23 protein-coding genes are annotated in these 23,423 nt (G+C 62.8%); 12 read left to right on the forward strand and 11 right to left on the reverse strand.

Features of this window, described 5'->3' with window-relative positions:
• Positions 1-161: 161 nt before the first annotated feature.
• The 5 genes from IFU31_RS08110 to IFU31_RS08130 all read right to left on the reverse strand — a co-directional run bounded on the left by IFU31_RS08110 (position 162) and on the right by IFU31_RS08130 (position 4,583).
• Positions 162-1,496 carry a DEAD/DEAH box helicase gene (locus IFU31_RS08110; RefSeq protein ID WP_185795171.1) on the reverse strand — a complete coding sequence of 445 codons (1,335 nt, stop codon included), beginning with the start codon at positions 1,494-1,496 and terminating at the stop codon, positions 162-164.
• 39 nt (positions 1,497-1,535) lie between these two features.
• Positions 1,536-2,435 carry a drug/metabolite exporter YedA gene (gene yedA, locus IFU31_RS08115; RefSeq protein ID WP_122475725.1) on the reverse strand — a complete coding sequence of 300 codons (900 nt, stop codon included), beginning with the start codon at positions 2,433-2,435 and terminating at the stop codon, positions 1,536-1,538.
• Between the two features lie 91 nt (positions 2,436-2,526).
• Complete coding sequence (locus IFU31_RS08120; protein ID WP_192054806.1) at positions 2,527-3,138, reverse strand: 3'-5' exonuclease; 612 nt, start codon at positions 3,136-3,138, stop codon at positions 2,527-2,529.
• Positions 3,139-3,150: 12 nt separating this feature from the next.
• The gene (locus IFU31_RS08125) at positions 3,151-3,630 is read right to left on the reverse strand and encodes a LabA-like NYN domain-containing protein (RefSeq protein WP_043192734.1); all 480 of its coding nucleotides are present in this window, start codon (positions 3,628-3,630) and stop codon (positions 3,151-3,153) included.
• Between the two features lie 230 nt (positions 3,631-3,860).
• The gene (locus IFU31_RS08130) at positions 3,861-4,583 is read right to left on the reverse strand and encodes a DUF2076 domain-containing protein (protein ID WP_185795168.1); all 723 of its coding nucleotides are present in this window, start codon (positions 4,581-4,583) and stop codon (positions 3,861-3,863) included.
• A gap of 221 nt (positions 4,584-4,804) precedes the next feature.
• On the opposite strand from IFU31_RS08130, the gene IFU31_RS08135 reads away from it, so the two are divergent.
• Positions 4,805-5,458: a YciC family protein gene (locus IFU31_RS08135; RefSeq protein WP_122475444.1), complete on the forward strand. Its 654-nt coding sequence runs from the start codon at positions 4,805-4,807 to the stop codon at positions 5,456-5,458.
• Positions 5,459-5,467: 9 nt separating this feature from the next.
• Here IFU31_RS08135 and rutF read toward each other — a convergent pair whose 3' ends face one another.
• From rutF to rutA, 5 genes are read right to left on the reverse strand one after another with little or no spacing between them, the layout of a single operon-like run.
• A complete protein-coding gene (gene rutF / locus IFU31_RS08140; protein ID WP_192054811.1) occupies positions 5,468-5,983 on the reverse strand; it encodes an NADH-dependent FMN reductase RutF in 516 nt (171 codons plus the stop codon).
• The gene (gene rutD / locus IFU31_RS08145) at positions 5,980-6,762 is read right to left on the reverse strand and encodes a pyrimidine utilization protein D (RefSeq protein WP_192102682.1); all 783 of its coding nucleotides are present in this window, start codon (positions 6,760-6,762) and stop codon (positions 5,980-5,982) included. The genes rutF and rutD overlap by 4 nt, the downstream gene beginning before the upstream one ends.
• Before the next feature lie 20 nt (positions 6,763-6,782).
• A complete protein-coding gene (gene rutC / locus IFU31_RS08150) occupies positions 6,783-7,166 on the reverse strand; it encodes a pyrimidine utilization protein C (RefSeq protein ID WP_122475450.1) in 384 nt (127 codons plus the stop codon).
• A gap of 10 nt (positions 7,167-7,176) precedes the next feature.
• On the reverse strand, positions 7,177-7,917 hold the full coding sequence (gene rutB, locus IFU31_RS08155) for a pyrimidine utilization protein B (protein ID WP_192102683.1): 741 nt from the start codon (positions 7,915-7,917) through the stop codon (positions 7,177-7,179).
• Positions 7,917-8,999 carry a pyrimidine utilization protein A gene (rutA, locus tag IFU31_RS08160; RefSeq protein WP_122475453.1) on the reverse strand — a complete coding sequence of 361 codons (1,083 nt, stop codon included), beginning with the start codon at positions 8,997-8,999 and terminating at the stop codon, positions 7,917-7,919. Before rutA ends, rutB begins: the two co-directional genes overlap by 1 nt.
• A 280-nt stretch (positions 9,000-9,279) precedes the next feature.
• Between rutA and rutR the strand changes: the two genes are divergently transcribed.
• From rutR to IFU31_RS08195, 7 genes are all read left to right on the forward strand, one after another.
• Positions 9,280-10,002: an HTH-type transcriptional regulator RutR gene (gene rutR, locus IFU31_RS08165; protein WP_122795434.1), complete on the forward strand. Its 723-nt coding sequence runs from the start codon at positions 9,280-9,282 to the stop codon at positions 10,000-10,002.
• A 212-nt stretch (positions 10,003-10,214) separates the two neighbouring features.
• Positions 10,215-11,306 (forward strand): BMP family ABC transporter substrate-binding protein, encoded by a 1,092-nt coding sequence (locus IFU31_RS08170; RefSeq protein WP_185795164.1) that lies wholly within the window; start codon positions 10,215-10,217, stop codon positions 11,304-11,306.
• Positions 11,303-12,817 (forward strand): ABC transporter ATP-binding protein, encoded by a 1,515-nt coding sequence (locus IFU31_RS08175; protein ID WP_192102684.1) that lies wholly within the window; start codon positions 11,303-11,305, stop codon positions 12,815-12,817. Before IFU31_RS08170 ends, IFU31_RS08175 begins: the two co-directional genes overlap by 4 nt.
• Positions 12,810-13,922, forward strand: a complete 1,113-nt coding sequence (locus IFU31_RS08180; RefSeq protein WP_192102685.1) for an ABC transporter permease — start codon at positions 12,810-12,812, stop codon at positions 13,920-13,922. The genes IFU31_RS08175 and IFU31_RS08180 overlap by 8 nt, the downstream gene beginning before the upstream one ends.
• Positions 13,922-14,848, forward strand: a complete 927-nt coding sequence (locus IFU31_RS08185) for an ABC transporter permease (protein ID WP_192102686.1) — start codon at positions 13,922-13,924, stop codon at positions 14,846-14,848. The genes IFU31_RS08180 and IFU31_RS08185 overlap by 1 nt, the downstream gene beginning before the upstream one ends.
• 27 nt (positions 14,849-14,875) lie before the next feature.
• Positions 14,876-15,634, forward strand: coding sequence for an SDR family NAD(P)-dependent oxidoreductase (locus tag IFU31_RS08190; RefSeq protein WP_122475465.1), 759 nt, complete (start codon positions 14,876-14,878; stop codon positions 15,632-15,634).
• A 180-nt stretch (positions 15,635-15,814) separates the two neighbouring features.
• Positions 15,815-16,606 carry an outer membrane protein OmpK gene (locus IFU31_RS08195; protein ID WP_197979602.1) on the forward strand — a complete coding sequence of 264 codons (792 nt, stop codon included), beginning with the start codon at positions 15,815-15,817 and terminating at the stop codon, positions 16,604-16,606.
• Between the two features lie 29 nt (positions 16,607-16,635).
• Here IFU31_RS08195 and IFU31_RS08200 read toward each other — a convergent pair whose 3' ends face one another.
• On the reverse strand, positions 16,636-17,526 hold the full coding sequence (locus IFU31_RS08200) for a LysR family transcriptional regulator (protein ID WP_043192710.1): 891 nt from the start codon (positions 17,524-17,526) through the stop codon (positions 16,636-16,638).
• A gap of 157 nt (positions 17,527-17,683) precedes the next feature.
• On the opposite strand from IFU31_RS08200, the gene IFU31_RS08205 reads away from it, so the two are divergent.
• The 4 genes from IFU31_RS08205 to IFU31_RS08220 all read left to right on the forward strand — a co-directional run bounded on the left by IFU31_RS08205 (position 17,684) and on the right by IFU31_RS08220 (position 23,136).
• Positions 17,684-18,766 (forward strand): 4-oxalomesaconate tautomerase, encoded by a 1,083-nt coding sequence (locus tag IFU31_RS08205; protein WP_185795158.1) that lies wholly within the window; start codon positions 17,684-17,686, stop codon positions 18,764-18,766.
• A gap of 77 nt (positions 18,767-18,843) precedes the next feature.
• Positions 18,844-20,148 carry a CitMHS family transporter gene (locus IFU31_RS08210; RefSeq protein WP_192054825.1) on the forward strand — a complete coding sequence of 435 codons (1,305 nt, stop codon included), beginning with the start codon at positions 18,844-18,846 and terminating at the stop codon, positions 20,146-20,148.
• 42 nt (positions 20,149-20,190) lie between these two features.
• Complete coding sequence (locus IFU31_RS08215; RefSeq protein WP_192102688.1) at positions 20,191-21,447, forward strand: OprD family porin; 1,257 nt, start codon at positions 20,191-20,193, stop codon at positions 21,445-21,447.
• Between the two features lie 366 nt (positions 21,448-21,813).
• On the forward strand, positions 21,814-23,136 hold the full coding sequence (locus tag IFU31_RS08220; RefSeq protein WP_192102689.1) for an MFS transporter: 1,323 nt from the start codon (positions 21,814-21,816) through the stop codon (positions 23,134-23,136).
• Positions 23,137-23,423: the final 287 nt, after the last annotated feature.

Raw genomic sequence — 23,423 nt, forward strand, 5'->3', positions numbered from 1 at the left:
GTTTGCCTCTAGGGCCTCTTCGCGGGCAGAGCCCCGCTCCCACAGGGTCAGCATTCTCTTTAACCTGTGGGAGCGGGCTCTGCCCGCGAAGAGGCCATCAGTCACACCACACAATGTGAGAGCCCTCCGCCCACGAAGAGGCCCTCAGCCCCCCACACACCTCAAGGCTTGCGCTTGCGCGGCCCGGTATTGAACACCGGGACCTTGCGCACTGGCTTGACCACCGGCACCGCATCCACCGGTGAGTCACCGCTGTCGACCCACTTGCCCAGGTTCTTCTTGCTGCCACTGACCTTGGGCTTCTTCGGCTTTTTCGGTTTCTTCACCACCTGGCCGCTGGCATCGGTGTCCGGCACGCGGTGGTCGGGCACGAAGTCAGGCTCGTCGACGCGCTTCAGCGTCTGCCGGGTGAGCGTTTCGATGGCCGACAGCAACTGCACTTCGTCGGCGCAGACCAGCGAGATAGCCTCACCGGTGGCCCCGGCGCGACCGGTGCGACCGATGCGGTGAATGTAGTCTTCGGCGACGATGGGCAGGTCGAAGTTGACCACCAACGGCAGGTCTTCGATGTCCAGGCCGCGCGCGGCAACATCGGTGGCCACCAGGATCTGCACCTCCGAGGCCTTGAAGCGATCCAGCGCGCGCTGGCGCGTGGCCTGGGGCTTGTCGCCGTGGATGCCATCAGCGTTGACACCCAGACCTTGCAGCTTCTCGACCAACGCGTCGACGCCGTTACGGGTCTTGGCGAACACCAGCACCTGTTTCCAGCGCTGCTTCTTCAACAGATGGCAGAACAGCTCGGCCTTGCGCTTCTTGTCCACCGGCACGATCCACTGCTGCACCGAGCTGGCCGCCACGTTGCGCGGGCTGACTTCGATGCTCAGCGGGTCGTTGAGCATCTGCCCGGCGAGCAAGCGAATGGCATCGGAAAAGGTCGCCGAGAACAGCAAGGTCTGACGCTTCTTCGGCAAGGCCGCATAGATGTCGCGCAGCTCCTCGGAAAAGCCCAGGTCGAGCATGCGATCCGCTTCATCCAGCACCAGGGTCTGCAGCTGGGAAAACTTGACCGCGTTCTGCCGATACAGATCGAGCAGACGCCCAGGCGTCGCCACCAACAGGTCGACGCCCTTGCGCAGTTTCATCATCTGCGGATTGATGCTGACCCCGCCGTACACGGCATAAGTGCTCAACGGCAGGTGCTCGCCGTACTCGACGATATTGGCATGGACCTGCTCGGCCAGCTCGCGCGTGGGGCACAGCACCAGCGCGCGCACCGAATTGCTCGCCACCTTGGGCCCTTCCATGGCCAGCAACTGCAGCAATGGCAGGGCGAAACCGGCGGTCTTGCCGGTGCCGGTCTGGGCCGCAGCCATCAGGTCGCGGCCGGCCAGCACTGCCGGAATGGCTTGGGTCTGCACCGGGGTCGGCGTCTGGTAGCCAAGCGTTTCAAGGGCGCGCTGCAGGGGTTCGATCAGGCCAAGGGTGGCGAATGTCATGGGTCTACCGTCAGAAGATGTTTCGCAATGGCCGGCAGTTTACCCTGTCGGCAGCGCTTTCGCCTTGCGCCATTGCGGTACCCCGATCAACACCACCGCACCGATGATCACCGCCATCGCCACGCACTCCTCGACGCCGATGTGCTCGCCGGCGAAGAGAATGCCCAGCAGCACGGCCACTGCAGGGTTGACGTATGCATAACTGGTGGCGGCTGCCGGGCGCACGTGCTTGAGCAGGTACATATAGGCACTGAAGGCCACGATCGAACCGAAGAACACCAGGTAGGCCAGCGCGCCCCAGCCGGCGGCGGTCGGCCATTGCTGCAGGCGCTCGCCGGAAATCAGGCTGCCGAGCAGCAGCACCGCGCCGCCGATGAGCATTTCCGCCGCTGCTGCCATGGCGCCCTGGGGCAATGGCAGGCTGCGGCTCCACACCGAGCCAAAGGCCCAGGCGGCCGCTGCGAAAATCAGCAAGGTGGCGCCCAGCGGGCTGGCCTGCAGGTTGGAACCCAGGTTGAGCAGACCAATGCCAATCAGCCCGAGGACGATGCCGGCCCACTCCAGACGAGTATTGCGCTGGCCGCGAAACAGGCCGAAGAACAGGGTGAACAGCGGCACGGTGGCCACGGCCAGCGCCGCCACGCCGGAGGACACCCCGGCGTGCTCGGCGACCGTGACCCCACCATTGCCGCAACTGAGCAGCAGGATGCCCACGCACCCGGCTGCGCGCCATTGCGGCCAGCTGGGGTTGGGCGCCCCGCGCAGGCGCAGGAAGCTGTACAGCAGGGTTCCGGCGATGAGAAAGCGCACCCCGGCCATCAGCAACGGTGGCCAGGACTCGACGCCGATACGGATGAACAGGTACGTCGAGCCCCAGACGAAGTACAGGGCCAGAAAAGCGCCGATAAGCAGCAGGGGGAAGCGGGACTTGGCAGGCATTTCAAAGGTCATCCATGGTGTGTTTTTATTCTTTCCTGATGGGAACGGCGCGGGCGGCACTCCCTTCTACCCGCGAAGAGGCCCTCCAGCCCTAGCCCATCCGATGCTTCTGCAACACCTCGCGCATCTTCGCCATCGGCACTTTCTGCAGCGTGCAGAACAACCCATGGGACACCTCGGCCAGCCCGTGGCGTTCGCGCAGTTCCAGCGCCAGGTGCTGGGTCAGGTTGGCGGCCATCTCGGCGTCGGCCATGGCCCGGTGAGCCTGGCCGGTGTGTGGCAGTTTCGCCCACTGGGTCAAGGTGCCCAGCTTGTGATTCGGCGCGCCAGGGAACAGGCGCCGGGCCATCAGCATCGAGCAGGCGAAACTCTGCACCCGTGCCCGGCGCAGCAGGCTCAGCTCGTGGTCCCAGAACTTCTGGTCGAAGGAAGCATTGTGCGCAAGCAACGGCGTGCTGCCGACGAACTCGGCCACTTCGGCCATGACCTCGGCGGCCGGTGGTGCCTTGCGTACCATGGCCGTGGTGATGCCGGTGAGGCTGGCAACGAAGCCAGGCACGGGCAGGCCGGCGTTCATCAGGCTCTGGTAGCGCCCGACGATTTCGCCGCGCTCGAGCATGACCACGGCAATTTCCGTAGCGCGGCAGCCCATGTTCGGCGAGATGCCAGTGGTTTCGAAGTCGATGACAGCAATGCGTTCCAAAGCGGTGAAACCTCAGTTCTTCAGCAGCAACGCGCCTTCGATGGGCACGTAGCGGGTGGCGGCGCGGATCAGTGAATTGGCGGTCAGGCCTGGAACTCCATAGGCGACGGCCTCGACGCCGTGCTTGCCGATGATGCGGTCGAGCAGCAGGTCGAAGTCGCCGTCGCCCGAGGCAAGCACGATTTCGTCGACGTGATCGGCGGCGTCCATGATATCAATGGTGATGCCCACGTCCCAGTCGCCCTTGGCCGAGCCATCGCTGCGCTGGATATAGGGCTTGAGTTTGACCGTGAAGCCGAGGTTGCGCAGGATCTGCTGGAATTGCTGCTGCTTGCTGTCGCCACGGTCGATGGCGTAGGCATAGGCTTCGACGATCTGCCCACGCTGGCCGATGTCGGCCCACAGCGCGGCATAGTTGAAATGGCAGCCGTAGGCCTGGCGCACGGTGTAGTAAAGGTTCTGTACATCGGCGAACACCGCGATCTTCTTCACCGCACTTCCTCGTCGCGCTGGGCGCCTGAGCTTCTGGATAGCCAGTATGCCAGTGTTGGGGCAAGGATGGGGGTGACTGTGCCTGCCTCTTCGCGGGCAGAGCCCCGCTCCCACAGGATCGCACGCAACCCTGTGGGAGCGGGGCTCTGCCCGCGAAGAGGCCATGAGGTCCACCGAACAATGTAAAGGCAGGTCGACGAGCCCTCTGCCCGCGAAGAGGCCCTCGGCCTTTACACGAAATCATCATCCTCGGACATGAAGCCGCCGTCATCGCCGCTGTCATAACCGGCATCCGCCAAACCACCCTGTTCATTCCAGCTGTCATTGCTGACCTGTTGGGCATCGCCGCTTTCGTTCCAGCCACCGCCGTCGCTGGCCTGGGCGGGCTCTTCCTTGATCACCTCGACGACCTCCTGCGGATTGTCGTGATGAAACAGACTGCTGATGCCCTGCGCCAGCATCACACCACCGGCCACACCCGCGGCCGTCTGCAGGGCGCCGCGCATGAAACCGCCACCTGCGGCCGGCGCCTGAGCACCTGGGGCGGCGTAGTTCTGCTGTGGCGGTGGCTGGTACGCCGGCGCCTGGCGGGCCGGCTCGCGCCAGCCATTGCCCTGCGGCTGCACTGCCCGCGCAGGCTGCTGTGCATCGCGAGTGCCGCCGCCGAAAATGCTCGACAGGAAACCACCACCGCCCTGCTGTGCCGGTGCTGCCGATTGGCTACGCGCCTGTTGCAATTCGGTCTGCAGCTGTTGGTTCTGCTCGCTCAGGCGCTTGATCGCCGCTTCCTGGACCAGGATCGCCTGCGCCATGTAATAAGGCGCGGCCGGCTGGGCGGCCACATGCCCCTTGATGCGTTCGTCAGCCTGCGCATCACGCGCACTGCCATCTTTTTCGGCCTGCTGGAGGCGGGTGAACAGACCGTCGATCAAGCTTTGTTCATCAGTGTTCATGGCGACCTCGCTCGATTGCCCACAAAATGGGTACAGCCGGCGCACAGTGCGTCGGTTCTGCTTCAATGATGGGGCTGGCGCCCCGCCTTTCAATGACCGGCCGCGATTAAACTTTGTTCACCCTCCCCCGTTGCCGCCGTTCGCAGCCTGCGGGCCGGGTGTTGAAAAGCGCCACCATCGGCTAAAGTGTCGACCTGCTTTTTGACCTGTGACCCGGCCCCATGAACCCGCTGATCGTATTGCGCGACTCGTTCTATTTCTTCCGCATCAACCTGTGGGCGATTCTGCGCCTGTGCCTGCCGCTGGTGGTCTGCGAGGCCCTGGCGCGCGAACTGGTGGCGCGCGCCAGTGGCCCCGACGCCACCGTCATGTACGACGTGGCGGTGGGCTTGCTGTTCTACCCGCTGTACACCGCCGCACTGATCCTGTTTCTCGACGCCCGCACCGACGGCTACGAGCCGCAGGGTCGGCACCTGCTGGGCAAGGCCTTGCACCTGTGGCCACGCTTCGCCCTGATGGCTGCCCTCAGCACACTGCTGATCATGTTCGGCATGTGGCTGTTCGTGCTGCCGGGCCTGTACCTGATGATCAAGCTGTCGTTCTCGGAATACCTGCTGGTGCTGCGCAACATCACCCCCTTGCAGGCCATGCGCGAAAGCTTCGACATGACCAAGGGCAAGTTCTGGCCGATCCTGTTCACCCTGCTGGCGATCATGATCCCGCTGTGGCTGCTCGACGGCCTGAGCGCCATGGCCTGGACCGACACCCAGCCCACGCTGGTGCGGCTGCTGGTGGACAGCGTCAACAGCTTCCTGCAGCTGCTGCCCAGCGTGGTGTTGTTTCGCCTGTTCATGTTGATGAGCAAGCCTGACTGACCACTGCGTTCAGGCGCTGGCCTGGGTGCCGGCCAGCTCGTGATAACGCCGAGCGAAGTAGACCAGCACATCGGCTTCGTCCTGCTGGCGGATATCCAGTACTTCGCACACCAGAATGTCGTGGGTACCGACGCTGGTACTGCTGGTGATCTTGCAGTCGAAAGACAGCTTGGCACCTTCCAGTATCGGCGCACCGGTGACCCCCTGGCTCCAGCAGCCGCCCTCGAAGCGCTGCGCCTGGGGCGTCTTGCCGCCAAAGGCATTGGACAAGGCTTGCTGGCCATTGCCCAGGGTGTTGACGCACACCGTGCCGTTGCCCGTGAACGATTCGTACACCGATGCAGTGCGATTGATGCACACCAGCAGCGTCGGCGGCTGGTCGGTCACGCTGCACACCGCCGTGGCAGTGAAACCCGCGCGCCCATGGGGGCCGTCGGTGGTGATGACGTTCACGGCGGCGGCCAGGCCGGCCATGGCGTCACGGAAGGCTTGACGCTCGACGGGAAGCGAATGAGGCACGGTCATAGTGAAAGTCCTTGAAAGTAGTCCAGCACAGCATGATGGAAGGGTTGCGGGTCGCTGACGCTTGACGCGTGCCCGCCGTATTCGAGTACCACCAGCGTGGCATTGGGCAGCCGATCGGCCAGGTGCCGGGAACGCTGCCACGGCACCAGCATGTCGTCCCTGTTGGCGATCAGCAGCGTGGGCGTGTGAATGCCTTGCAGCCGCGATTCGATGTCGAAGGTTTCCAGCGCGTTGATCCGCCGCAGCAGGTTGTCATGGCTGGGAAAGTGGGCCAGAGCATGGGCCTCGTCTTCGGCCAGACGCGCGCCGTTGCTGGCGATCCAGTCGGCGGGATACAGGAACAACGCCTGCGCTTGTACGTAAGCCTGCGCGCCGCAGTGGCGCAGCAGGTTCTTGCGTACCGCAAAACAACGGGCGCTGTGCGGATTGGGGCTGCTCCAGGCGTTGATCAGCACCAGGCTGCTCAACCGCTCCGGGCACATCGCTGCCAGTTCCAGCCCAACCAGTCCACCCAGGGCATGGCCCATGAAATGGCACTGTTCGATGTCGAGTTCATCGAGCAGTGCCAGCAGCTCTTCGGCCATGTGCGCGATGCAGTAGCCTTCGGGCAGTTGCGCAGGGCTGCGCCCGGTGCCGGCGTGATCGTAGGTCACGACCCGGAAATGCTCGCCGAGCAGCGCCAGATCACCGGCCCAGAACCCGGCCGAGCCGCCGAGACCGGAACTGAGCAGCAAAGTAGGTGCGCTGGCGTCCTTTCGACCTTGAATGGAGTGGTGCATGGAAACCTCCGGGTTGAGCGTCAGCCAACGTGAGCGATGCTGGCGATTTCGATCAGCGCATCGGGCTTGACCAGACCGCACTGGATGCAATAACGCGCAGGTTTCTCACCGGCGAAGTACTCGGCGTACACCTCGTTGACCTTGGGGTAGTCGGCCCAGTCGCGGATCATGATCATGTTGAAGGTCACGTCATCCAGGGTACCGCCAGCCGTTTCCACCACACCCTTGATGGTCTCCAGCACGTGACGGGTCTGCGCTGCCGCGTCACCGACGTGCACCACGTTGTTGTCCTTGTCGAACGGCAGGGTGCCCGAGACGTACAGCACGCCATCGGCCAGCGACCCCGGAACGAACGGCGCCAGGGGCTTGCCGGTGCCTGCAGGGATAATCGATTGCTTGGTCATCTGTGCGTCCTCAGGAGGGTTGCCCGACAGGGGCAAAGGTGGTGCAGAAGTCATCGACGCTGGAGACCCAGCCGAAGAAGGTTTCGATGTTGAACAACGCGGCTTGCTGAGCGAATGCGGGGCCCGCCTGATGGGTGGCATCGGCCAGCACCACGCCGAAGTACTCCAGATGGAAGCCGTCGCGCAGGGTCGACTCGACGCACACGTTGGTGGCAATGCCGGTAAACACCAGGTTGCGGATGCCGCGCGCGCGCAGCGTGCTGTCGAAGGTGGAGTTGAAGAAGCCGCTGTAGCGTGTCTTCGCGACTACGATGTCGCCCGGCTGGGGCTTGAGCTCGTCGACCAGGGCATAGTCCCAACCGCCCTTGGCCAGCAGCTGGCCTTGCATTTCGGGGCGCTTGCGCATGGTTTTCAGCGCATTGGACTTGTGCCAGTTGGGCGAGCCGGGCCCGCCGGCCTCGACGTAGGACGGGTCCCAGCCGTTCTGGAAGAAAATCACCGGGATGCCAGCGGCGCGGGCTGCCGAAATGGATCGCTGAATGGCGGCGATCACCGGCCCCGTGCTCGACACATCGAAGCCGGCCAGGTCCAGGTAGCCACCCAGCGTGGCGTAGGCGTTCTGCATGTCGACCACCACCAGCGCGGTTTCGCTGGCTTTCATGCGCAGCGCTTCAGGGCGGGCGGGCAGTTCACGGGCGGGGTGCGGGTCCAGCGGCAGGGACACGCCGGAAACGCTCGCGGGCGTATTCATCACACGGCCTCCAGGGTGCGCAGCACATGGCGACGGCTGCTCATCAGCGGCTGTATCTTTTGCCCGAAGTCTTCGATGCCTTGCACGAAATCGTCGAACGTCAGCATCACGCCCTGGGTGCCCGGCACGCTGGCGACTTCGTCGAGCATGCGTGCCACATTGGCCCACGAGCCGACCAGGGTGCCCATGTTGATGTTGACCGCCGAGGTGGGGTCGGCCATCTGCCGCAGGTTGGAGCTGGCACTTTTGTCTGCCGAGCCCTTCTCGCCCAGCCAGGCAATGGCTTCCTGGTCGGCACCGGCCTTGATGTGCTCCCAGCGCGCGCGGGCCGCCTCGTCGCTGTCGGCGGCGATGATCATGAACAGCACGCAGGAGGTCACGTGGCGCCCGGTCTTCTTGTTGGCCTCGACCAGCGCCTGGGCGGTGGGGGCGAACGCGGTCGGGGTGTTGACGCCTTTGCCGAAGCAGAAGTTGTAGTCGGCGTATTGCGCCGAGAAGGCCATGCCCGCTTCGCTCTGGCCGGCGCAGATCAGCTTCATGTCGGCCTGCGGACGCGGGCTGACACGGCAGTCCTGCATGGTGAAATGTTCACCCTTGAAGTCGCTGCGCCCGGTACTCCAGAGGTCGCGCAGTACCTGCGCGTATTCGCCCAGGTACTGGTAGCGGGTACCGAAGAACTCGTCGCCGGGCCACAGGCCCATCTGTTCGTACTCCGGTTTCTGCCAGCCGGTGACCAGATTGACGCCGAAGCGGCCATTGGAAATCGAGTCGATGGTTGCCGCCATGCGTGCGGTGATGGCCGGCGGAATGGTCAAGGTGGCAACGGTGGCGAACAACTGGATCTTGCTGGTCACGGCGGCCAGGCCAGCCATCAGCGTGAACGACTCCATGTTGTGTTCCCAGAACTCGGTCTTGCCGCCGAAGCCGCGCAGTTTGATCATCGACAGCGCAAAGTCGAAGCCATAGTGCTCGGCCTTCTGCACGATCTGCTTGTTCAATTCGAAGGTGGGCAGGTACTGCGGCGCGTTTTCGGAAATCAGCCAGCCGTTGTTGCCAATAGGAGTGAAAACACCGATATCCATGTGGGTCCCTCTCTGAGTAATGAGCGTTACGCACCGGACAGGTTGCGCATGAAAGGGTACTTAGCAGGGATCGGGCCAGGTTTGATTAAGCTATGCTTTTCATAAGCTTATGAGTTAAGCAGGCATATTTGTGGACCAATTGGTCCGAAGTAGAGCACTTGGTTTGTGCGTTTCTCCGGCTGCCGGTGCAAAACGATGCACGCCGCTCCCCTGCCTGTATCGTCGGCAGACATTCGCCCGCTATCATGGCCGCCTACATCCAGCTGCAGGTTCCAGTCGCGTGAAAGAACAGCCACCCGCCAACGAGCCCCGTGCCAAGCGCGCGCGCAACGTCAAGCCCAAGCCTGTGGTCAAGGCGACCCGAGAGCCCAGCGCCGCGGCACTCAAGCGCCGGCTGCAACTGATGGAAAGCAAGCGCACCGCGATACTGGGCGCTGCATTGGATGTGTTCTCGCGCTATGGCCTGCACGGCAGCAGTCTTGATCAGGTAGCCACCCGGGCCGACGTGTCCAAGACCAATCTGCTGTACTACTTTTCCAGCAAGGACGACCTTTACCTGAGCGTGCTCAGGCAGTTGCTGGAGGTCTGGCTGAGCCCCCTGCAGTACTTCACTGCCGACAAGAACCCGGTAGAGGCCATCGGTGCCTATATAAAAGCCAAGCTCGAACTGTCCCGGGATCACGCAGCGGAATCGCGCTTGTTCTGCATGGAGATCATGCAGGGTGCCCCGCTGATGCTCAGTGAACTGCAGCAGCCCCTGCGCGAAACCGTCGACACCAAGGTTGCGGTGATCGAGCACTGGATCGCGACGGGCCAACTGGCGCCGGTCAACCCGCACCACTTCATCTTTTCGCTGTGGGCGACCACCCAGCACTACGCCGACTTCCGCACCCAGGTGGAGGCCGTGACCGGCAAGACCTTGCACGATCCGGTGTTCTTCGAAGAGGTCCTGGTGGGGTTGCGCGGGTTGATACTCGATGGCGTGCGACCCAGGGCGAACTGAGCGCCCCGTAATCGTGCCGAGCGCACAAACCAAGTGCTCTACTTCGGACCAACTGCTCTGAATTAAGCTGGATGAATAACTCAAGCAACTGTTAAACAAGCGTTTTTCTGATATGGCACGGATGCTGCTTTCGAGCTTCGGGCGGCCAAGGGCAGATTTCTGGCCCTGGCAGCGCCCTGCTGCCCCACGCTCATATTTCAGGAAGGCGCCTCATGCTCAAGACACTGCTGCCAGGAATGCTGCTCGCCGCTTCGGCCTACGGGACAGGGAGTGCGGCATACGCCGAGGGCCTGACCCTCAAGGGCCCGGCCAAGATCGCGATGGTCTACATCAGCCCACGCAACGACGGTGGCTGGACCCAGGCTTTCGACGAAGCTCGCCTCAAGCTGGAAAAAAGCCTGGATCAGAAAATCCAGTACGTCGAAAGCGTCCCTGAAAACGCTGCGGCCGTCACCCCCGTGGTCGACCGGCTGATCGCGCGCGGCGCCAACATCATCATCGGCACCGCATTCGGCTACTCCGACACCTTCCTGGCGCTGGCGAAGAAATACCCCGAGGTAGCCTTCCTCAATGGTTCGGGCACCACCAACGCCGCCAATCTCGAATCCTTCTACGGCCGCACCTACGAAAGCCAGTACCTGTGCGGCATGGCGGCTGGGGCGGCGTCGAAGTCAGGCAAGCTGGGCTTCGTTGCTGCCAACCCCTTCGGCCAGGTCAACTGGACCATCAACGCGTACGAACTGGGCGCTCAGCAAATCAATCCCGCCGCCACGGTCACCGTCATCTACACCGGTGCGTGGAACGACCCGGTGAAGGAGCGCGCCGCGACCATGGCGCTGATCGACAACGGCATCGACGTGATCGGCCAGCATGTCGACAGCCCTACTCCGCAGATCGTGGCACAAGAGCGCGGTATTCATGGCACCGGTCATCATCGGGATCTGAGCGAGTTCGCGCCCAAAGCCACGGTGTGCTCGTCGATGTGGGTGTGGGATCGCTTCCTTACGCCTGAAATCAAGAAAATCATGGCGGGCAATTGGGTACCCGAGGCCAACGGCGCGTTGCTGTCGATGCAGCAGGGCGGCACCGATATCAGCCTGACCAAGGACGCCGCGATCAGCCCCGAGAATCGGGCGAAGATCGAAGCCGCCCGGGCTGAACTGCTGGCGGGCACGAAAACCCTCTACAAAGGCCCCATGGCCGACCGCGATGGCCAACAGCGGCTTGCTCCCGACCAGGTCATGAGCGATCCGGACCTGTGGAAAATGGACTGGTTCGTCGAAGGCGTGAAGACGCAGAAATGAGCCAGGCCAACGCGCTTCAACTCACCGGTATCAGCAAGTCGTTCGACGGTTTCAAGGCGCTGAGCGAAGCCGACTTCAGCGCACGCTGGGGCGAGGTGCATGCCCTGCTCGGCGAGAACGGCGCCGGCAAGTCGTCCCTGATGAACATTGCCGCAGGCCTGTACGCACCGGAAACCGGCAGCGTGCTGATCGACGATAACAGCGTGCGGCTCAACAGCCCGAAGGATGCCAGCCGGCACCGCATCGGCATGGTTCACCAGCACTTCAAACTGGTGCGCCCCTTCACCGTGGCGCAGAACATCCTGCTGGCCCTGCCCGAGCAACCGGGTGAAGGCAGCTATCGCAAGCGGCTTGCAGCGCTGGAACAGACCATCGCCAGCAAGGCCGAGGAACTGGGCTTCGTCCTCGATCCGCGCCAGGTGGTAGAGACCCTGTCGGTGGCCGAGCAGCAGCGCGTGGAAATCCTCAAGGTGCTGCTGGCCGGGGCGCGCATCCTGATTCTCGATGAGCCGACCGCCGTGCTTACCGACCACGAAGCCGAGCGTTTGTTGAGCACCGTGCAGTCCTTTGCCCGCCAGGGCGCCGCCGTGGTGCTGGTCACGCACAAAATGGCCGATGTCAAACGCTATGCCGACCGGGTCACGGTCATGCGCGGCGGCCGCACGATAAAGACCCTGGACCCGCAGGGCATCAGCATCGAAGAACTGGTGCGCCTGACGGTGGGCGAGTCGGCGCCCCACGGCGCGGTGTTGCCGGCAACGCCTGGCGAGCCGTTGCTGCGGGTCAGCAACCTCACCAGCGTGGCCGGCACCGGCGCGCTGCGGGGTGTCGACATGACGCTCTGCGCCGGGCAGATCTACGGCATTGCCGGCGTCGGTGGCAACGGCCAGGGCGAGTTGGCCAATGCCCTGATGGGCCTTGAACAGCCCACCGAAGGGGATATCCATCTGCAGCCCTTCGGCGACCTGCGCAACGCCAGCGCGGCACAGCGTCGGGCCCTGCGTATCGCTGCCATCCCTGCCGATCGATACGGCGCCGCGCTGGCCGGCTCGCTTTCGGTAGCGGAAAACTTCGCCATCGGCCAATTGCACGATGGGCGCTACGGCTCCTTCCTGCGCTTGCGCGGCCAACGCCTGCTGGAGGATGCCGCCCAGGCCGTGGCCGATTTCGATGTGCAGGGTGTGCGCTCGCTGCAGCAGAAAGCGGCGCTGCTCTCGGGCGGCAACGCCCAGAAGCTGGTGATCGCACGCGAGTTCAGCCGTGATCCGCGGCTGATCCTGGTGCATAGCCCCAGCCGTGGCCTGGACGTGCGCGCGAGCCAGGCGGTGCATGCACGCCTGCGCGCCGCGCGTGACGCCGGGGCCGCCGTGCTGGTGATCAGCGAAGACCTTGACGAGGTCATGGCCTTGGCCGATCGCATCGGTGTGATGAATGGCGGCCGCATCGTCGCCGAATTCGACTGCCCGGCAGACCGCCAGGCCATTGGCAAAGCGATGGTAAGCCATGACTGAACTCTCCCAACCGCTGGCCAAGGCGCCACGCCAACCCCTGCTCGGCAGACGCTACACCCTGGAGCTGCGCCAGCAGATGGGCTGGAGCGGCCAAGCCCTGGTGATCGGCCTCGCGGTGATCGTCGGCCTGGCCTTGAGCACAGCCATTCTGGTGGCAGCGGGCGTGCCGGCCGATCAGCTGCTGGAAGAGTTCGTCGGGCAGACGCTGCTCGACGCCGGCAACTTCAAGGCCGTGCTGTTCCAGGCGGCGCCGATGATCCTGGTCGGCATGGCTGGCTGCCTGGCATTCCGCGCCAGGTTCTGGAACCTGGGCCTGGAAGGCCAGATGATCTGGGGTGGCATTGGCGCGGCGGCCGTCTCGATCTTCCAGATCGGCCCCGAAGCATTGCGCCTGCCGTTGATGATGGCTTCCGCCATCGCCTGCGCGATGCTCTGGACCCTGGCTCCGGTTCTGCTGAAGTTGCGCCTGAAGGTCAACGAAGTGATTTCGACCCTGATGCTCAACTACATCGCCGCCAACTTTCTGCTGCACCTGCTCTACGGCAGCTGGAAAGACCCGCGGGACAACTTCCCCTACTCACCGGCCTTCCAGCCGTTCGAACGCCTGCCGGACCTGTTCGCCGGCTACAACGTGGCGATCGTCATCGCCCTGGTCATCATGGCCCTGGCCGTGTGGTTCATCAGCGTATCGCGCGCCGGACTGTACCTGCGCTTCGTCGATGCCAACCCCAAGGTCGCCAGTGCGGTCGGCGTCCCAGTACGGCGGATGATCCTCGGCACCGTGTTGCTCTCCGGCGCTCTGGCCGGGGTGGCAGGCTTCATCGTCAGCGCGGGCCAGGAAGGTCGGCTGACCCAGTCGTTCTACCAGGGCTACGGCTTCTCCGGAATCCTCATTGCGTTCCTGGCCCGCAACAACCCATTCGCGGCCGCCGTGGTCGCGCTCGTGGTGGCGATGCTGTTCGTCGCCGGGCGCAACCTGCAGGTGTTCTACCAGGTGCCCTTTTCGATGGTGCAGCTGATCCAGGCCATCCTGGTGATCTGCGTAGCCTCGTCGGACTTCTTCATACGCCACCGTTTGCGGCGCATCCAGGCAGGAGAACAGTGATGGATCTGGTGACTTACTGGCTGGGCAGCGTTCCGGAATTTGCCGTGCCCTTCGCCCTCGCGGCGCTGGGCTTGATCATCATCGAGCGCGCAGGCGTGCTGGCCCTGGGCGCCGAAGGCATGATGCTGGTCGGCGCCCTGGCAGGCATCGGCATGCAGTTGACGCTCGGCCTGCCGGGGCTGTCGATGCTCGCCGCCATGCTTGCCGCCAGTGCGGTCTCGCTGCTGTTCGCGCTGATGGTGCTGGTGCTGCGCATCAACCAGGTCATCGCCGGCCTGGCCCTGGTGTTTTTCTGCCAGGGCCTGACCGGGCTGCTCGGCACCCTGCTGGGCTGGACCAATCGCCCGGTCAGCGGTTTGCAGGCCGTGGAGCTCTGGCCATTGAGCGAGCTACCCGTGGTCGGCGGTCTGTTCAGGCAGAACCCGATGGTGTTCCTGACCGTGCTGATCTTTGTCGCGGTGGTCTGGTTTCTGAATCGAACGCGCACGGGGCTGAAGCTGCGGGCCGTTGGCGAAAACCCCCAGGCTGCCGATGCCGCGGGCCTGCCAGTGCTGCGCTATCGACTGGCCGCGATTCTGGCCGGCAGTGCGCTGATGGGGTTGGCCGGTGGGTTCATCGCCGTGCTCAGTACCAAGATGTGGATCGCCGACATGACCGGCGGCCGTGGCTGGATCGCCATTGCGCTGGTGATCTTCGCCCGCTGGTCGCCCTGGCGCGCCTTCGCCGGTGCCCTGCTGTTCGGCAGCATCGAGGCATTGATTCCGCAACTGGCCGCCGCCGGGGTGCAACTGCCGCAATATTTCATGCTGATGACGCCCTATGCCGTGACCCTGGCGGTCATGGTCTGGGTTGCCGCCAGCAAGCGTGCGGGCGCCAGCCAGCCCGGCGCGCTGGGTGAGCCCTATGTTCGCGAAGAGCGACGTTGACCGATTTTCACCTGTCGAGGTTTCAACATGAGCGGTACTGTTTTCATCACCGGAGCAACGTCCGGTTTCGGCCGGGCAACGGCCCGTCGTTTTGCCCGGGCGGGTTGGTCGCTGATTCTCACCGGGCGGCGCCTGGAGCGCCTGCATGCCCTGCAGGATGAACTGGGTGCGCGCGTGCCGGTGCATGTCGCCGCCATGGATGTGCGCGATGCCGCGGCCGTCGCCGCAGTGGTCACCGGCTTGCCCGAGGCTTTCCAGCGCGTGACGGCGCTGATCAACAACGCCGGCCTGGCCCTGGCGCCCGTGCCGGCGCAGCAGGCCAGCCTCGACGACTGGCACACCATGATCGACACCAACGTCACCGGCCTGGTCAATGTCACCCATGCGGTCCTGCCGGCGCTGTTGGAAACCGGCGCCGGCGCCAGCATCATCAACATTGGCTCGATCGCCGGTGCATGCCCCTATCCCGGCAGTCACGTGTATGGCGCGAGCAAGGCGTTCGTCAAACAGTTTTCCTATAACCTGCGCTGCGATTTGCTCAGCACGGGCGTACGCGTCACCGACGTGGCCCCCGGCATCGCCGAAACCGAATTCACCCTGGTACGCACCCAGGGCGACGAGAAGGCTGCAGGCCAGGTGTATCAAGGCACGACCCCACTGACGGCGGACGATATCGCCGAGCAGATTTTCCACGTCGCCACACTGCCCGCCCACATCAATATCAACCGCCTGGAAATGGTCCCCGTGCGCCAGGCCTGGGGACCCTTCGCGATTGACCGCGATTGAACGAGAAGCGTCGTACAACCGGTTTCGGTTTTCAAGACGCCATTGCGCTACACCCCTGCGCCTTGTGCAGGTTCAGCTATCGAACTGCGTGGTCTGCCCACCAATACGGCGCCCGGTCCTGGACATGCGTCCAACCAATACCGGTGCGCTCTGAATAAAACATTGATTGATGGGTAAAACATGAAAAACGCTTGGGGAGCATCACTGTGCATGTTGGGTCTGCTGGGAGCAGGCAGCGTTCATGCACAAGGACCACTGTTATGGCATGGCGAAAGTGTGTCGTATTTGTATGGCAAGAATTACAACGTCGATCCGGCCATCCAGCAAACCATTACACTGGAACATGCCAGCGCATGGACGTGGGGCGATCTGTTCGCCTTCGTCGACAACAGTTGGTACAACGGCGCCCGGTCCGGTAACGGCAATTACAGTTTGTATGGCGAGTTCAGCCCGCGCTTCAGCGCCGGCAAGCTGCTGGGCCAGGACCTGTCGTTCGGGCCGGTGAAGGACATACTGCTGGCCACTACCTACGAGTTCGGCGATGACGACGTAGACGCTTACCTGATAGGTCCGGGCTTCGATCTGGCCATTCCCGGCTTCGACTATTTCCAGTTGAACTTCTACTACCGCAAACCCGATGGCAACCGCGTCCCGTCAGGCGCCTGGCAGATCACTCCGGCCTGGTCCTACACCCTGCCGCTGGGCAACTCGAACCTGTTGTTCGACGGTTTCATCGACTGGGTGGTGAACAACAAGAGCGGCCATGGCAATGGCCAGGCGGATTACCACGCCAACCTGCACTTCAACCCGCAGATCAAGTATGACTTGGGTAAAAGCCTGGGCTATGAAGCTAAGCACTTGTACGTCGGCGTCGAATATGACTATTGGTCCGACAAGTACGGCATCAAGGATGACGGCTCTTTCACTACCGACCAAGACACCGCGAGTTTGTTGGTGAAGTACCAGTTCTAGCTCTGTCGGGGCTGCCCATGCCGAGGTGTTTATTGCGGCCACTGCTCCAGCAAGATCGCGACGAACTTCTCGGCGGCGGGCGACAGCGAGCTGCCCCGTCGCGTGACCAGGCCCAGGGTTCGGTCCACGACCGGTTCGATCAGCGGTACGCTCACCAGGGTGGGATGCTCCCCGGCCGGCATGGCCAGGCTGGGCATCACTGAAATACCCAAGCCGGCCTCCACCAAGCCCAGCGACGTGGACAGATGCTGCACCTCGTAGAACCACTTCAAGCGCCAGGGCAAGCCTGCCAGGGCGTTGTCGAGCAGCATGCGATTGCCGCTCAGCCTTCCCACCCCGATCAGTTGATGGCCGGCCAGCTCGGTCCACTTCACCGACTTGCGGCTCGCCAGTTCATGGTCGCGCCGGCAAGCCAGCACGAACGGCTCCTTGACCAGGGCATGGAACTCGATGTCCGGATGCTGGCCGCTCATCATGTTGATACCGAAATCCGCTTCACCGCGCAGCACCGCTTCCAGGCCCTCGTTGGCACTCAGGTCGAGAAGCCTGATGCGAATCTGCGGGTATTGCTGGTTGTAGATACGAATGACCGAAGGCAGGAAATAGAACGCCGCCGTAGGAATGCACGCCAACGTCACCTGCCCTACCTGCCGCTCGGCCAACTCCTTGATGTTGAGGATTGAGTCTTCGAAATCGTCGAGCAGGCGCCGTGCCTTGGGCAGGAAGTCGCGCCCGACGCTGGTCAGGCTGACTCGGCGAGTGGTCCGGTCGAGCAGTGATGTGCCCAGACCTTCTTCAAGCTTCTTGATACGCCGGGTCAGTGCCGGCTGAGAAATGTGCAGCTGATCCGCCGCCTCGTGAAAGCTGCCCACTTCGGCGATTTTCACGAATGATCGAATGTCGACCAGCTCATATTGCATGAATTTCGCTCTCCCCTGCCGGAACGCTCCAGCCGCTTGTTTATTTCGTTTGATGGAATAATCGCTACGATCTTTGCATTGGATCTAGCAATTCAAGCTGTGTAAATCTTCACTCCAATACATCAATGACGTCCATTGATTACCAGAGTCGTGACTTATGCAACTGATTCCTTGCGTACTGATGCGTGGCGGGACCTCCAAAGGGCCAGTGTTTCTGGCGTCCGATTTACCGGTCAGATCCGACGAGCGCGACGAGATGCTGCTGGACGCGATGGGCTCGGGGCATGAGCTCGAGATCGACGGCATTGGCGGTGGCAGCCCGCAGACCAGCAAGGTGGCCATCGTGTCGCGCTCCGATCACCCGGACGCGGACGTGGACTACCTGTTCGTCCAGGTGATGGTTTCGCAACGACGCGTGGACACCGCGCCCAACTGCGGCAACATGCTCTGCGCAGTCGGCCCGTTCGCCATCGACCAAGGCCTGGTCCAGGCGCAGTCGGGCGTGACCCAGGTACGCATTCGCAACCTCAATACCGGTACGTTCGTCTGCGCCGATGTGTGCACGCCCGACGGCAAGGTTACCTACGAAGGCGATACCGCGATCGACGGCGTACCCGGTACGGCCGCCCCGGTGGGGCTGACCTTTCTCGATGCCGCCGGCAGCAAGACCGGCAAGCTGTTTCCCACCGGTGCCACGGTGGACTGGCTGGGCGACGTGCCCGTCACCTGTATCGACATGGCCATGCCGATGATGCTGGTCGAAGCGGCTCAGTTGGGCAAGACCGGCAGCGAAAGCCCGGCTGAACTCGACGCCGACAAGGACTTCCTGCACAAACTGGAAACCCTTCGCCTGCGCGCCGGGCAACTGATGGGGCTGGGTGACGTCACCGACAAAGTCATTCCCAAGCCTGTTCTGGTTGCCCCGGCCCAGGCCGGCGGTACGCTGCAGGTGCGCTACTTCATGCCGCACAATTGCCACACGGCACTGGCCATTACCGGTTCGATCGGCTTGGCGACCGCCTGTGTCACCGACGGCACGGTGCTGGAACGCATGCTCGGCCAGCGCCATGAGAAGCGTCTGACCACTGTGAAGCTCGAACACCCCAGTGGCGCCATCGAAGTCGGCCTGTCCTACGTCGGGCACAATGCCAGCATCGTCCGGGCGTCGGTGGTCAGAACCGCGCGCAGGCTGTTCTCAGGCAGTGTCCATGTTCCCAATGCTCACCGGCTGGCCGGTTGAAGCAATACCCGCTTTACCCTGATCGACCTGCTTCTGCATCAGCGCAACTCCTCAAATAACTACAAGAGATAACTCATATGCTGGCGCTGTTAGGCTTAGCCATGGTGGTCGTGTTCACCTACCTGATCATGTCCAAACGCTTGTCGCCCATCGTTGCACTGACCGTGGTGCCGATTGTGTTCGCCGTCATTGGCGGGTTCGGCGGATCCACCGGCAAGATGATCCTCGATGGCCTGAAAGTGGTCGCGCCGTCTGCCGCGCTGCTGCTGTTCGCCATCCTGTTCTTCGGCCTGATGATCGACTCCGGCCTGTTCGACCCGCTGATTCGCAAGATCCTCAAGAAGGTCAATGGCGACCCGGTGAAGATCGCCATCGGCACCGCGCTGTTGTCGCTGACCGTTGCGCTGGATGGCGACGGCACCACCACCTACATGATCACCTGCGCGGCCATGTTGCCCCTGTACAAGCGCATCGGCATGAACCCGATGGTCCTGGCCACCGTGGCGATGCTGGCGCTGGGCATCATGAGCGGCATGTCGCCCTGGGGTGGCCCTGCCACCCGAGCCATCGCCGTGCTGGGCATCGACGCGAGCGAGTATTTCATTCCGTTGCTGCCGACCATGGCCGGGGGCGCCGCCTGGGTGGTGTTCACGGCGTACCTGCTGGGCAGGGCCGAGCGCAAGCGCATCGGCAGCGTGCAGCTGCAAAGCGGCGGCGGCGAATGCTATATCGAGGCGATCCTTGGCGATCAACCGTACAAGCGGCCCAAGCTGGTCTGGATCAACCTGCTGCTGGTGATCGGCGTGATGGTGGCGCTGGTGATGGGCCTGGCTCACTCGGCGGTACTGTTTCTGATCGGCTTCGTGCTGGCACTGATGATCAACTACCCGCAACTCGACATCCAGAAAGAACGCATCCTCGCCCATTCCGGCAACGCCATGACGGTGGTGCTGCTGGTGTTTGCGGCGGGTGTATTCGCGGGCATCTTCAGCGGCACCAAGATGGTCGACGCCCTGGCACAGTCGCTGGTCGACATGATTCCGCCGTCTTGGGGCCACCTGTTCCCCCTGGTGGTTGCGGTTACCAGCATGCCGTTGACCTTCGTGCTGTCCAACGACGCCTACTATTTCGGCGTAGTGCCCATCCTGGCCAACGCTGCGGCCGCCTATGGCATCTCCCCCGTGGAAATCGCCCGAGCTTCCATCCTTGGCCAACCGGTGCACCTGATGAGCCCGCTGGTGGCGTCCACGTTATTGCTGGTCGGCATGGTCGACCGCGACATCGGCGACTTTCAGAAGGCGACCGTCAAATGGGCGGTGCTGACCTCCCTGGTAGTGACCGCCCTGGCACTGCTGACAGGTGCAATCACCTTGTTCGCGTGAACCTGATCCCCCGCTATTCATAACAAGAAGAGAGTCCATCTGATGCGTACAACCCTGATCGGCGGGTTCGCCTTGCCGTGCCTGAGCGTATTGCTCCAAGGCTCGGCCCTGGCCCAAGGTTTTATCGAAGACAGCACCTTGAAACTGCAACTTCGCAACGTGTACTTCAACGAAAACTTTCGCGATGAAAACGGCCTGAGCCCGCGCGCCGCCGCCACTGCCAAAAGCGAGCGAACCGAATGGGCGCAGGGCGTGCTGCTGGACTTCCAATCCGGCTATACCCCAGGCACCGTCGGCGTGGGCTTCGATGCCCTGGGCCTGCTGGGCGTCAAGCTCGACTCCGGTCGCGGCCGCAGCGGCACAGGGCTGCTGCCCGTGCACAGCGATGGCCGCGCCGCCGACGAGTCGACCAGCCTTGGCCTCACCGCCAAGGCCCGTGTCGCGCAAACCGTGGTCAAGCATGGCACCCTGCTGCCCAAGACCCCGGTACTGGTCTACAACGATGCACGCCTGGTGCCGCAGACCTATCAAGGCACTCAACTCGTCATCAAGGACTTCGAGGGCTGGCTGCTCACCGCCGGCCAACTCGATCGGTTCAAGCTGCGTGACTCCACCGACAGCCGTTCGATCATCCCCGACGGCTATTCCGGCAGAGAAGGTGGCGACTTCACCTATGCCGGCGCCGACTACACGGTGAACAAGCAGCTGCGACTCAGCTACTTTCGCGGCCAGCTCGATGACTTCTACAGTCAGGACTTCTTCGGCCTGCTGCACACCCTGCCGCTGGGCACCGGCACATTGACCAGCGACCTGCGGTATTTCCTCAGCCGAGACGAAGGCAACCACTATTTCGGACAGATCGACAACGGCATGCTCAGCGGTCAGCTGAGCTTCGCGGTGGCAGGCCACACCGTTGCCGCCGGCTACCAGCAGCTGCACGGCAACGGCGGCTTGCCCTACATCAACGGTGCTACCGTGTACTCGTTCAGCAACGTCGGCATCGGCAAATTCATCGAAGAAGATGAAAAGACCTGGCTCGCCAGTTACGGCTACGACTTCAAGCAGCTTGGGATGCCCGGCCTGAGCTTCATGACCCGCTACATCAGCGGCTCGGACGGCAAGTCGGGCCCTGCCGGCGTGAACGAGTGGGAGCGCGACATCGAACTCGCCTACGTGGTACCGACCGGCACCTTGAAGGGCCTGGGGGTGAAGCTGCGCAACTACGTCTATCGCTCCGACATCGCGCGCGGGCGCGATAGCAATCGGCTGTATCTGACGTATGACATTGCGGTGTGGTAGGTGGGGTTTTACTTGCGGGGTTTGATGCGCGCCGTGGGTTCGGCCACCAGGGGGTTATCCGGCCAATAATGCTTTGCTATTAGTTACGTTCCTTCCATCATAGCTGTAGCACTCGGCTTGCTTTGGTAAAGTCCACGGCATGACTTTTCACGGCCTCGACCATGTATCTCAGCAACCGAGCAGTTCGCGCACAAGATCGCTTGGGAATTGGGCCTGCCGACAGCGCGAAACGCTAGCCCAGGCCTCGGCCCTGACGCGTCTTCACTCGCGCATACCGAACGCTACAGTAGAGAGGGCATCCGAATGCCTGAACGCCTACGTTGCAGCCGGCTGCCTGGAGCGCCTGCGCCGCGCCGAGTTGGGGCAATGAGTAATCCTTCCCTCGGTGGGCTGGGACGGGATTTCTACCTGATCCAACTGGCAGCGTTCTTAAACGCGGTGGGAACGCGTTGTGGTCAATTCGCAATCGCTTGGTGGGTGCTGGGAAAAACCGCAGACCCCGTTGCCTTTGCAGGCTATGTCGCGGTGGCCATCCTGGCGGATGTGCTGGCACGAGCGGTGTTTGGCTGGCTGGGGGATCAATACGACAGGCACCGCTTGCTGGTGGGCTGCTACGTCATCAGCGCGACGATGACCCTAGTACTGGCCTGCCTAGGTACCCTAGATCTTTACCTGTCCTGGGTGATCGGGGGCTGCCTGGCGATTTCCGGGGTAACCATTGGCATTCGCGACCCTATCCAGATGAGCTTGACACCTGCACTGGTCGCCGCGCACAGGATCAGCGACGCGGTGCGCCTCAGAAGCATCGTCGGCTCGTCATCTGCGCTGATGGGGCCTCTGGCTGCGGGCATTTTATTAGGCCCGCTGGGGGTGTTAGGAACTCTCTGGCTCAACTCCTTGGCAGTCATGGTGGCGTTAGCGCTGATAGTGCTGGTCAGGGCGCCCGCTGCCAGCCACAGCCCTGGCACCACTCGGCAGATGTCCTATCTGGCGACTTGGTACACACGCACCCGTGAAGGTTTTACCGCGCTCTATCGGGTCAAGCCTGAATGGAACCTGAGCCTACTGGCGTTCATCGTCAACTTCTCGCTGTACCCGCTCTTCGCGGTTCTGTTCCCTGTGCTGATCAATCGCTATTTCTCCCAAGACTTATGGTTGATCGCCGTCACCGAGGGCGCCTTCGCGTTGGGCCTACTGGCCGGCAGCCTGTTCCTAGTGAAACGCGCCAATGAGCGTTGTGGCCGGCCCTATGTAGTATTTGGCGGTTTCCTGCTGGTTGGGCTGGCCATGCTTGGTTGTGGGCTTTTCAGCCAATTCTTCCATGTCGAGCCCGGTTGGTTCGCCGGAGTCACTGTGCCCTTGCTGTTTATCGCAGGCATCGGCTTGGTCATGGTGACCGTAAACACTTCGACCGTGCGAATGCTGGCCACCCCCGACAATTACCGCAACCGGATTGGGTCTGCGACCTCGTTTGTTTCCGGCATGGTCATCCCCTTCGGGGCGCTGGTCGGTGGGGCTTTTTCTGAAGCGCTAGGCGTGGGCTACGCCATGGCAGCCTTGGGTTTGCTCATTATCCTGGCATCCCTGCCGTGCATGTTCAGTGGGGTACTGGTGTGTGTCCTAAGCATGGGCGATGAACAGATCAAGAATGTCTACAAGGATTTTTACCCTGATGCTTTCCCGGATTGAAGGTGAATCATGATTACTGCCACGACCGAAATTATTCGTGACCGCACACTGGGGGCACCCCGGCAGTGCCAAGTGCTGGCAGCGTGTGATCCGCACAAGGGCTGATAGCCCCTTGTACATGCTAGCGCTGGATAAAAAGCCAGAGTTGCTGTTTGCGGGGGCGCGATGTTGAGTGTGCAGCATCTACAGGAAGTGCGTACGCTTATCACTGTGTTGCAGGGCGAGGCGCCCATAACTCTGGCTGAAGCAATACCGGAGCAGGCCGACAATGAGCAAGTACACGCAGG

Origin of the sequence: Pseudomonas sp. CFBP 13602 (genome assembly GCF_014842725.1) — a bacterium.
Taxonomy (GTDB): domain Bacteria; phylum Pseudomonadota; class Gammaproteobacteria; order Pseudomonadales; family Pseudomonadaceae; genus Aquipseudomonas; species Aquipseudomonas baltica.

Excerpts from the sequence above, each read along its gene's own strand:
- IFU31_RS08220 (WP_192102689.1), top strand. The coding sequence starts at position 21,814 with ATGAGTAATCCTTCCCTCGGTGGGCTGGGACGGGATTTCTACCTGATC.
- IFU31_RS08170 (WP_185795164.1), top strand. The coding sequence starts at position 10,215 with ATGCTCAAGACACTGCTGCCAGGAATGCTGCTCGCCGCTTCGGCCTAC.
- IFU31_RS08135 (WP_122475444.1), top strand. The coding sequence starts at position 4,805 with ATGAACCCGCTGATCGTATTGCGCGACTCGTTCTATTTCTTCCGCATC.
- IFU31_RS08180 (WP_192102685.1), top strand. The coding sequence starts at position 12,810 with ATGACTGAACTCTCCCAACCGCTGGCCAAGGCGCCACGCCAACCCCTG.
- IFU31_RS08195 (WP_197979602.1), top strand. The coding sequence starts at position 15,815 with ATGAAAAACGCTTGGGGAGCATCACTGTGCATGTTGGGTCTGCTGGGA.
- rutA (WP_122475453.1), bottom strand. The coding sequence starts at position 8,999 with ATGGATATCGGTGTTTTCACTCCTATTGGCAACAACGGCTGGCTGATT.
- IFU31_RS08210 (WP_192054825.1), top strand. The coding sequence starts at position 18,844 with ATGCTGGCGCTGTTAGGCTTAGCCATGGTGGTCGTGTTCACCTACCTG.
- IFU31_RS08200 (WP_043192710.1), bottom strand. The coding sequence starts at position 17,526 with ATGCAATATGAGCTGGTCGACATTCGATCATTCGTGAAAATCGCCGAA.
- IFU31_RS08175 (WP_192102684.1), top strand. The coding sequence starts at position 11,303 with ATGAGCCAGGCCAACGCGCTTCAACTCACCGGTATCAGCAAGTCGTTC.
- IFU31_RS08190 (WP_122475465.1), top strand. The coding sequence starts at position 14,876 with ATGAGCGGTACTGTTTTCATCACCGGAGCAACGTCCGGTTTCGGCCGG.
- yedA (WP_122475725.1), bottom strand. The coding sequence starts at position 2,435 with ATGCCTGCCAAGTCCCGCTTCCCCCTGCTGCTTATCGGCGCTTTTCTG.
- rutC (WP_122475450.1), bottom strand. The coding sequence starts at position 7,166 with ATGACCAAGCAATCGATTATCCCTGCAGGCACCGGCAAGCCCCTGGCG.
- rutB (WP_192102683.1), bottom strand. The coding sequence starts at position 7,917 with ATGAATACGCCCGCGAGCGTTTCCGGCGTGTCCCTGCCGCTGGACCCG.
- IFU31_RS08205 (WP_185795158.1), top strand. The coding sequence starts at position 17,684 with ATGCAACTGATTCCTTGCGTACTGATGCGTGGCGGGACCTCCAAAGGG.
- rutD (WP_192102682.1), bottom strand. The coding sequence starts at position 6,762 with ATGCACCACTCCATTCAAGGTCGAAAGGACGCCAGCGCACCTACTTTG.
- IFU31_RS08215 (WP_192102688.1), top strand. The coding sequence starts at position 20,191 with ATGCGTACAACCCTGATCGGCGGGTTCGCCTTGCCGTGCCTGAGCGTA.
- IFU31_RS08185 (WP_192102686.1), top strand. The coding sequence starts at position 13,922 with ATGGATCTGGTGACTTACTGGCTGGGCAGCGTTCCGGAATTTGCCGTG.
- rutF (WP_192054811.1), bottom strand. The coding sequence starts at position 5,983 with ATGACCGTGCCTCATTCGCTTCCCGTCGAGCGTCAAGCCTTCCGTGAC.
- IFU31_RS08110 (WP_185795171.1), bottom strand. The coding sequence starts at position 1,496 with ATGACATTCGCCACCCTTGGCCTGATCGAACCCCTGCAGCGCGCCCTT.
- IFU31_RS08130 (WP_185795168.1), bottom strand. The coding sequence starts at position 4,583 with ATGAACACTGATGAACAAAGCTTGATCGACGGTCTGTTCACCCGCCTC.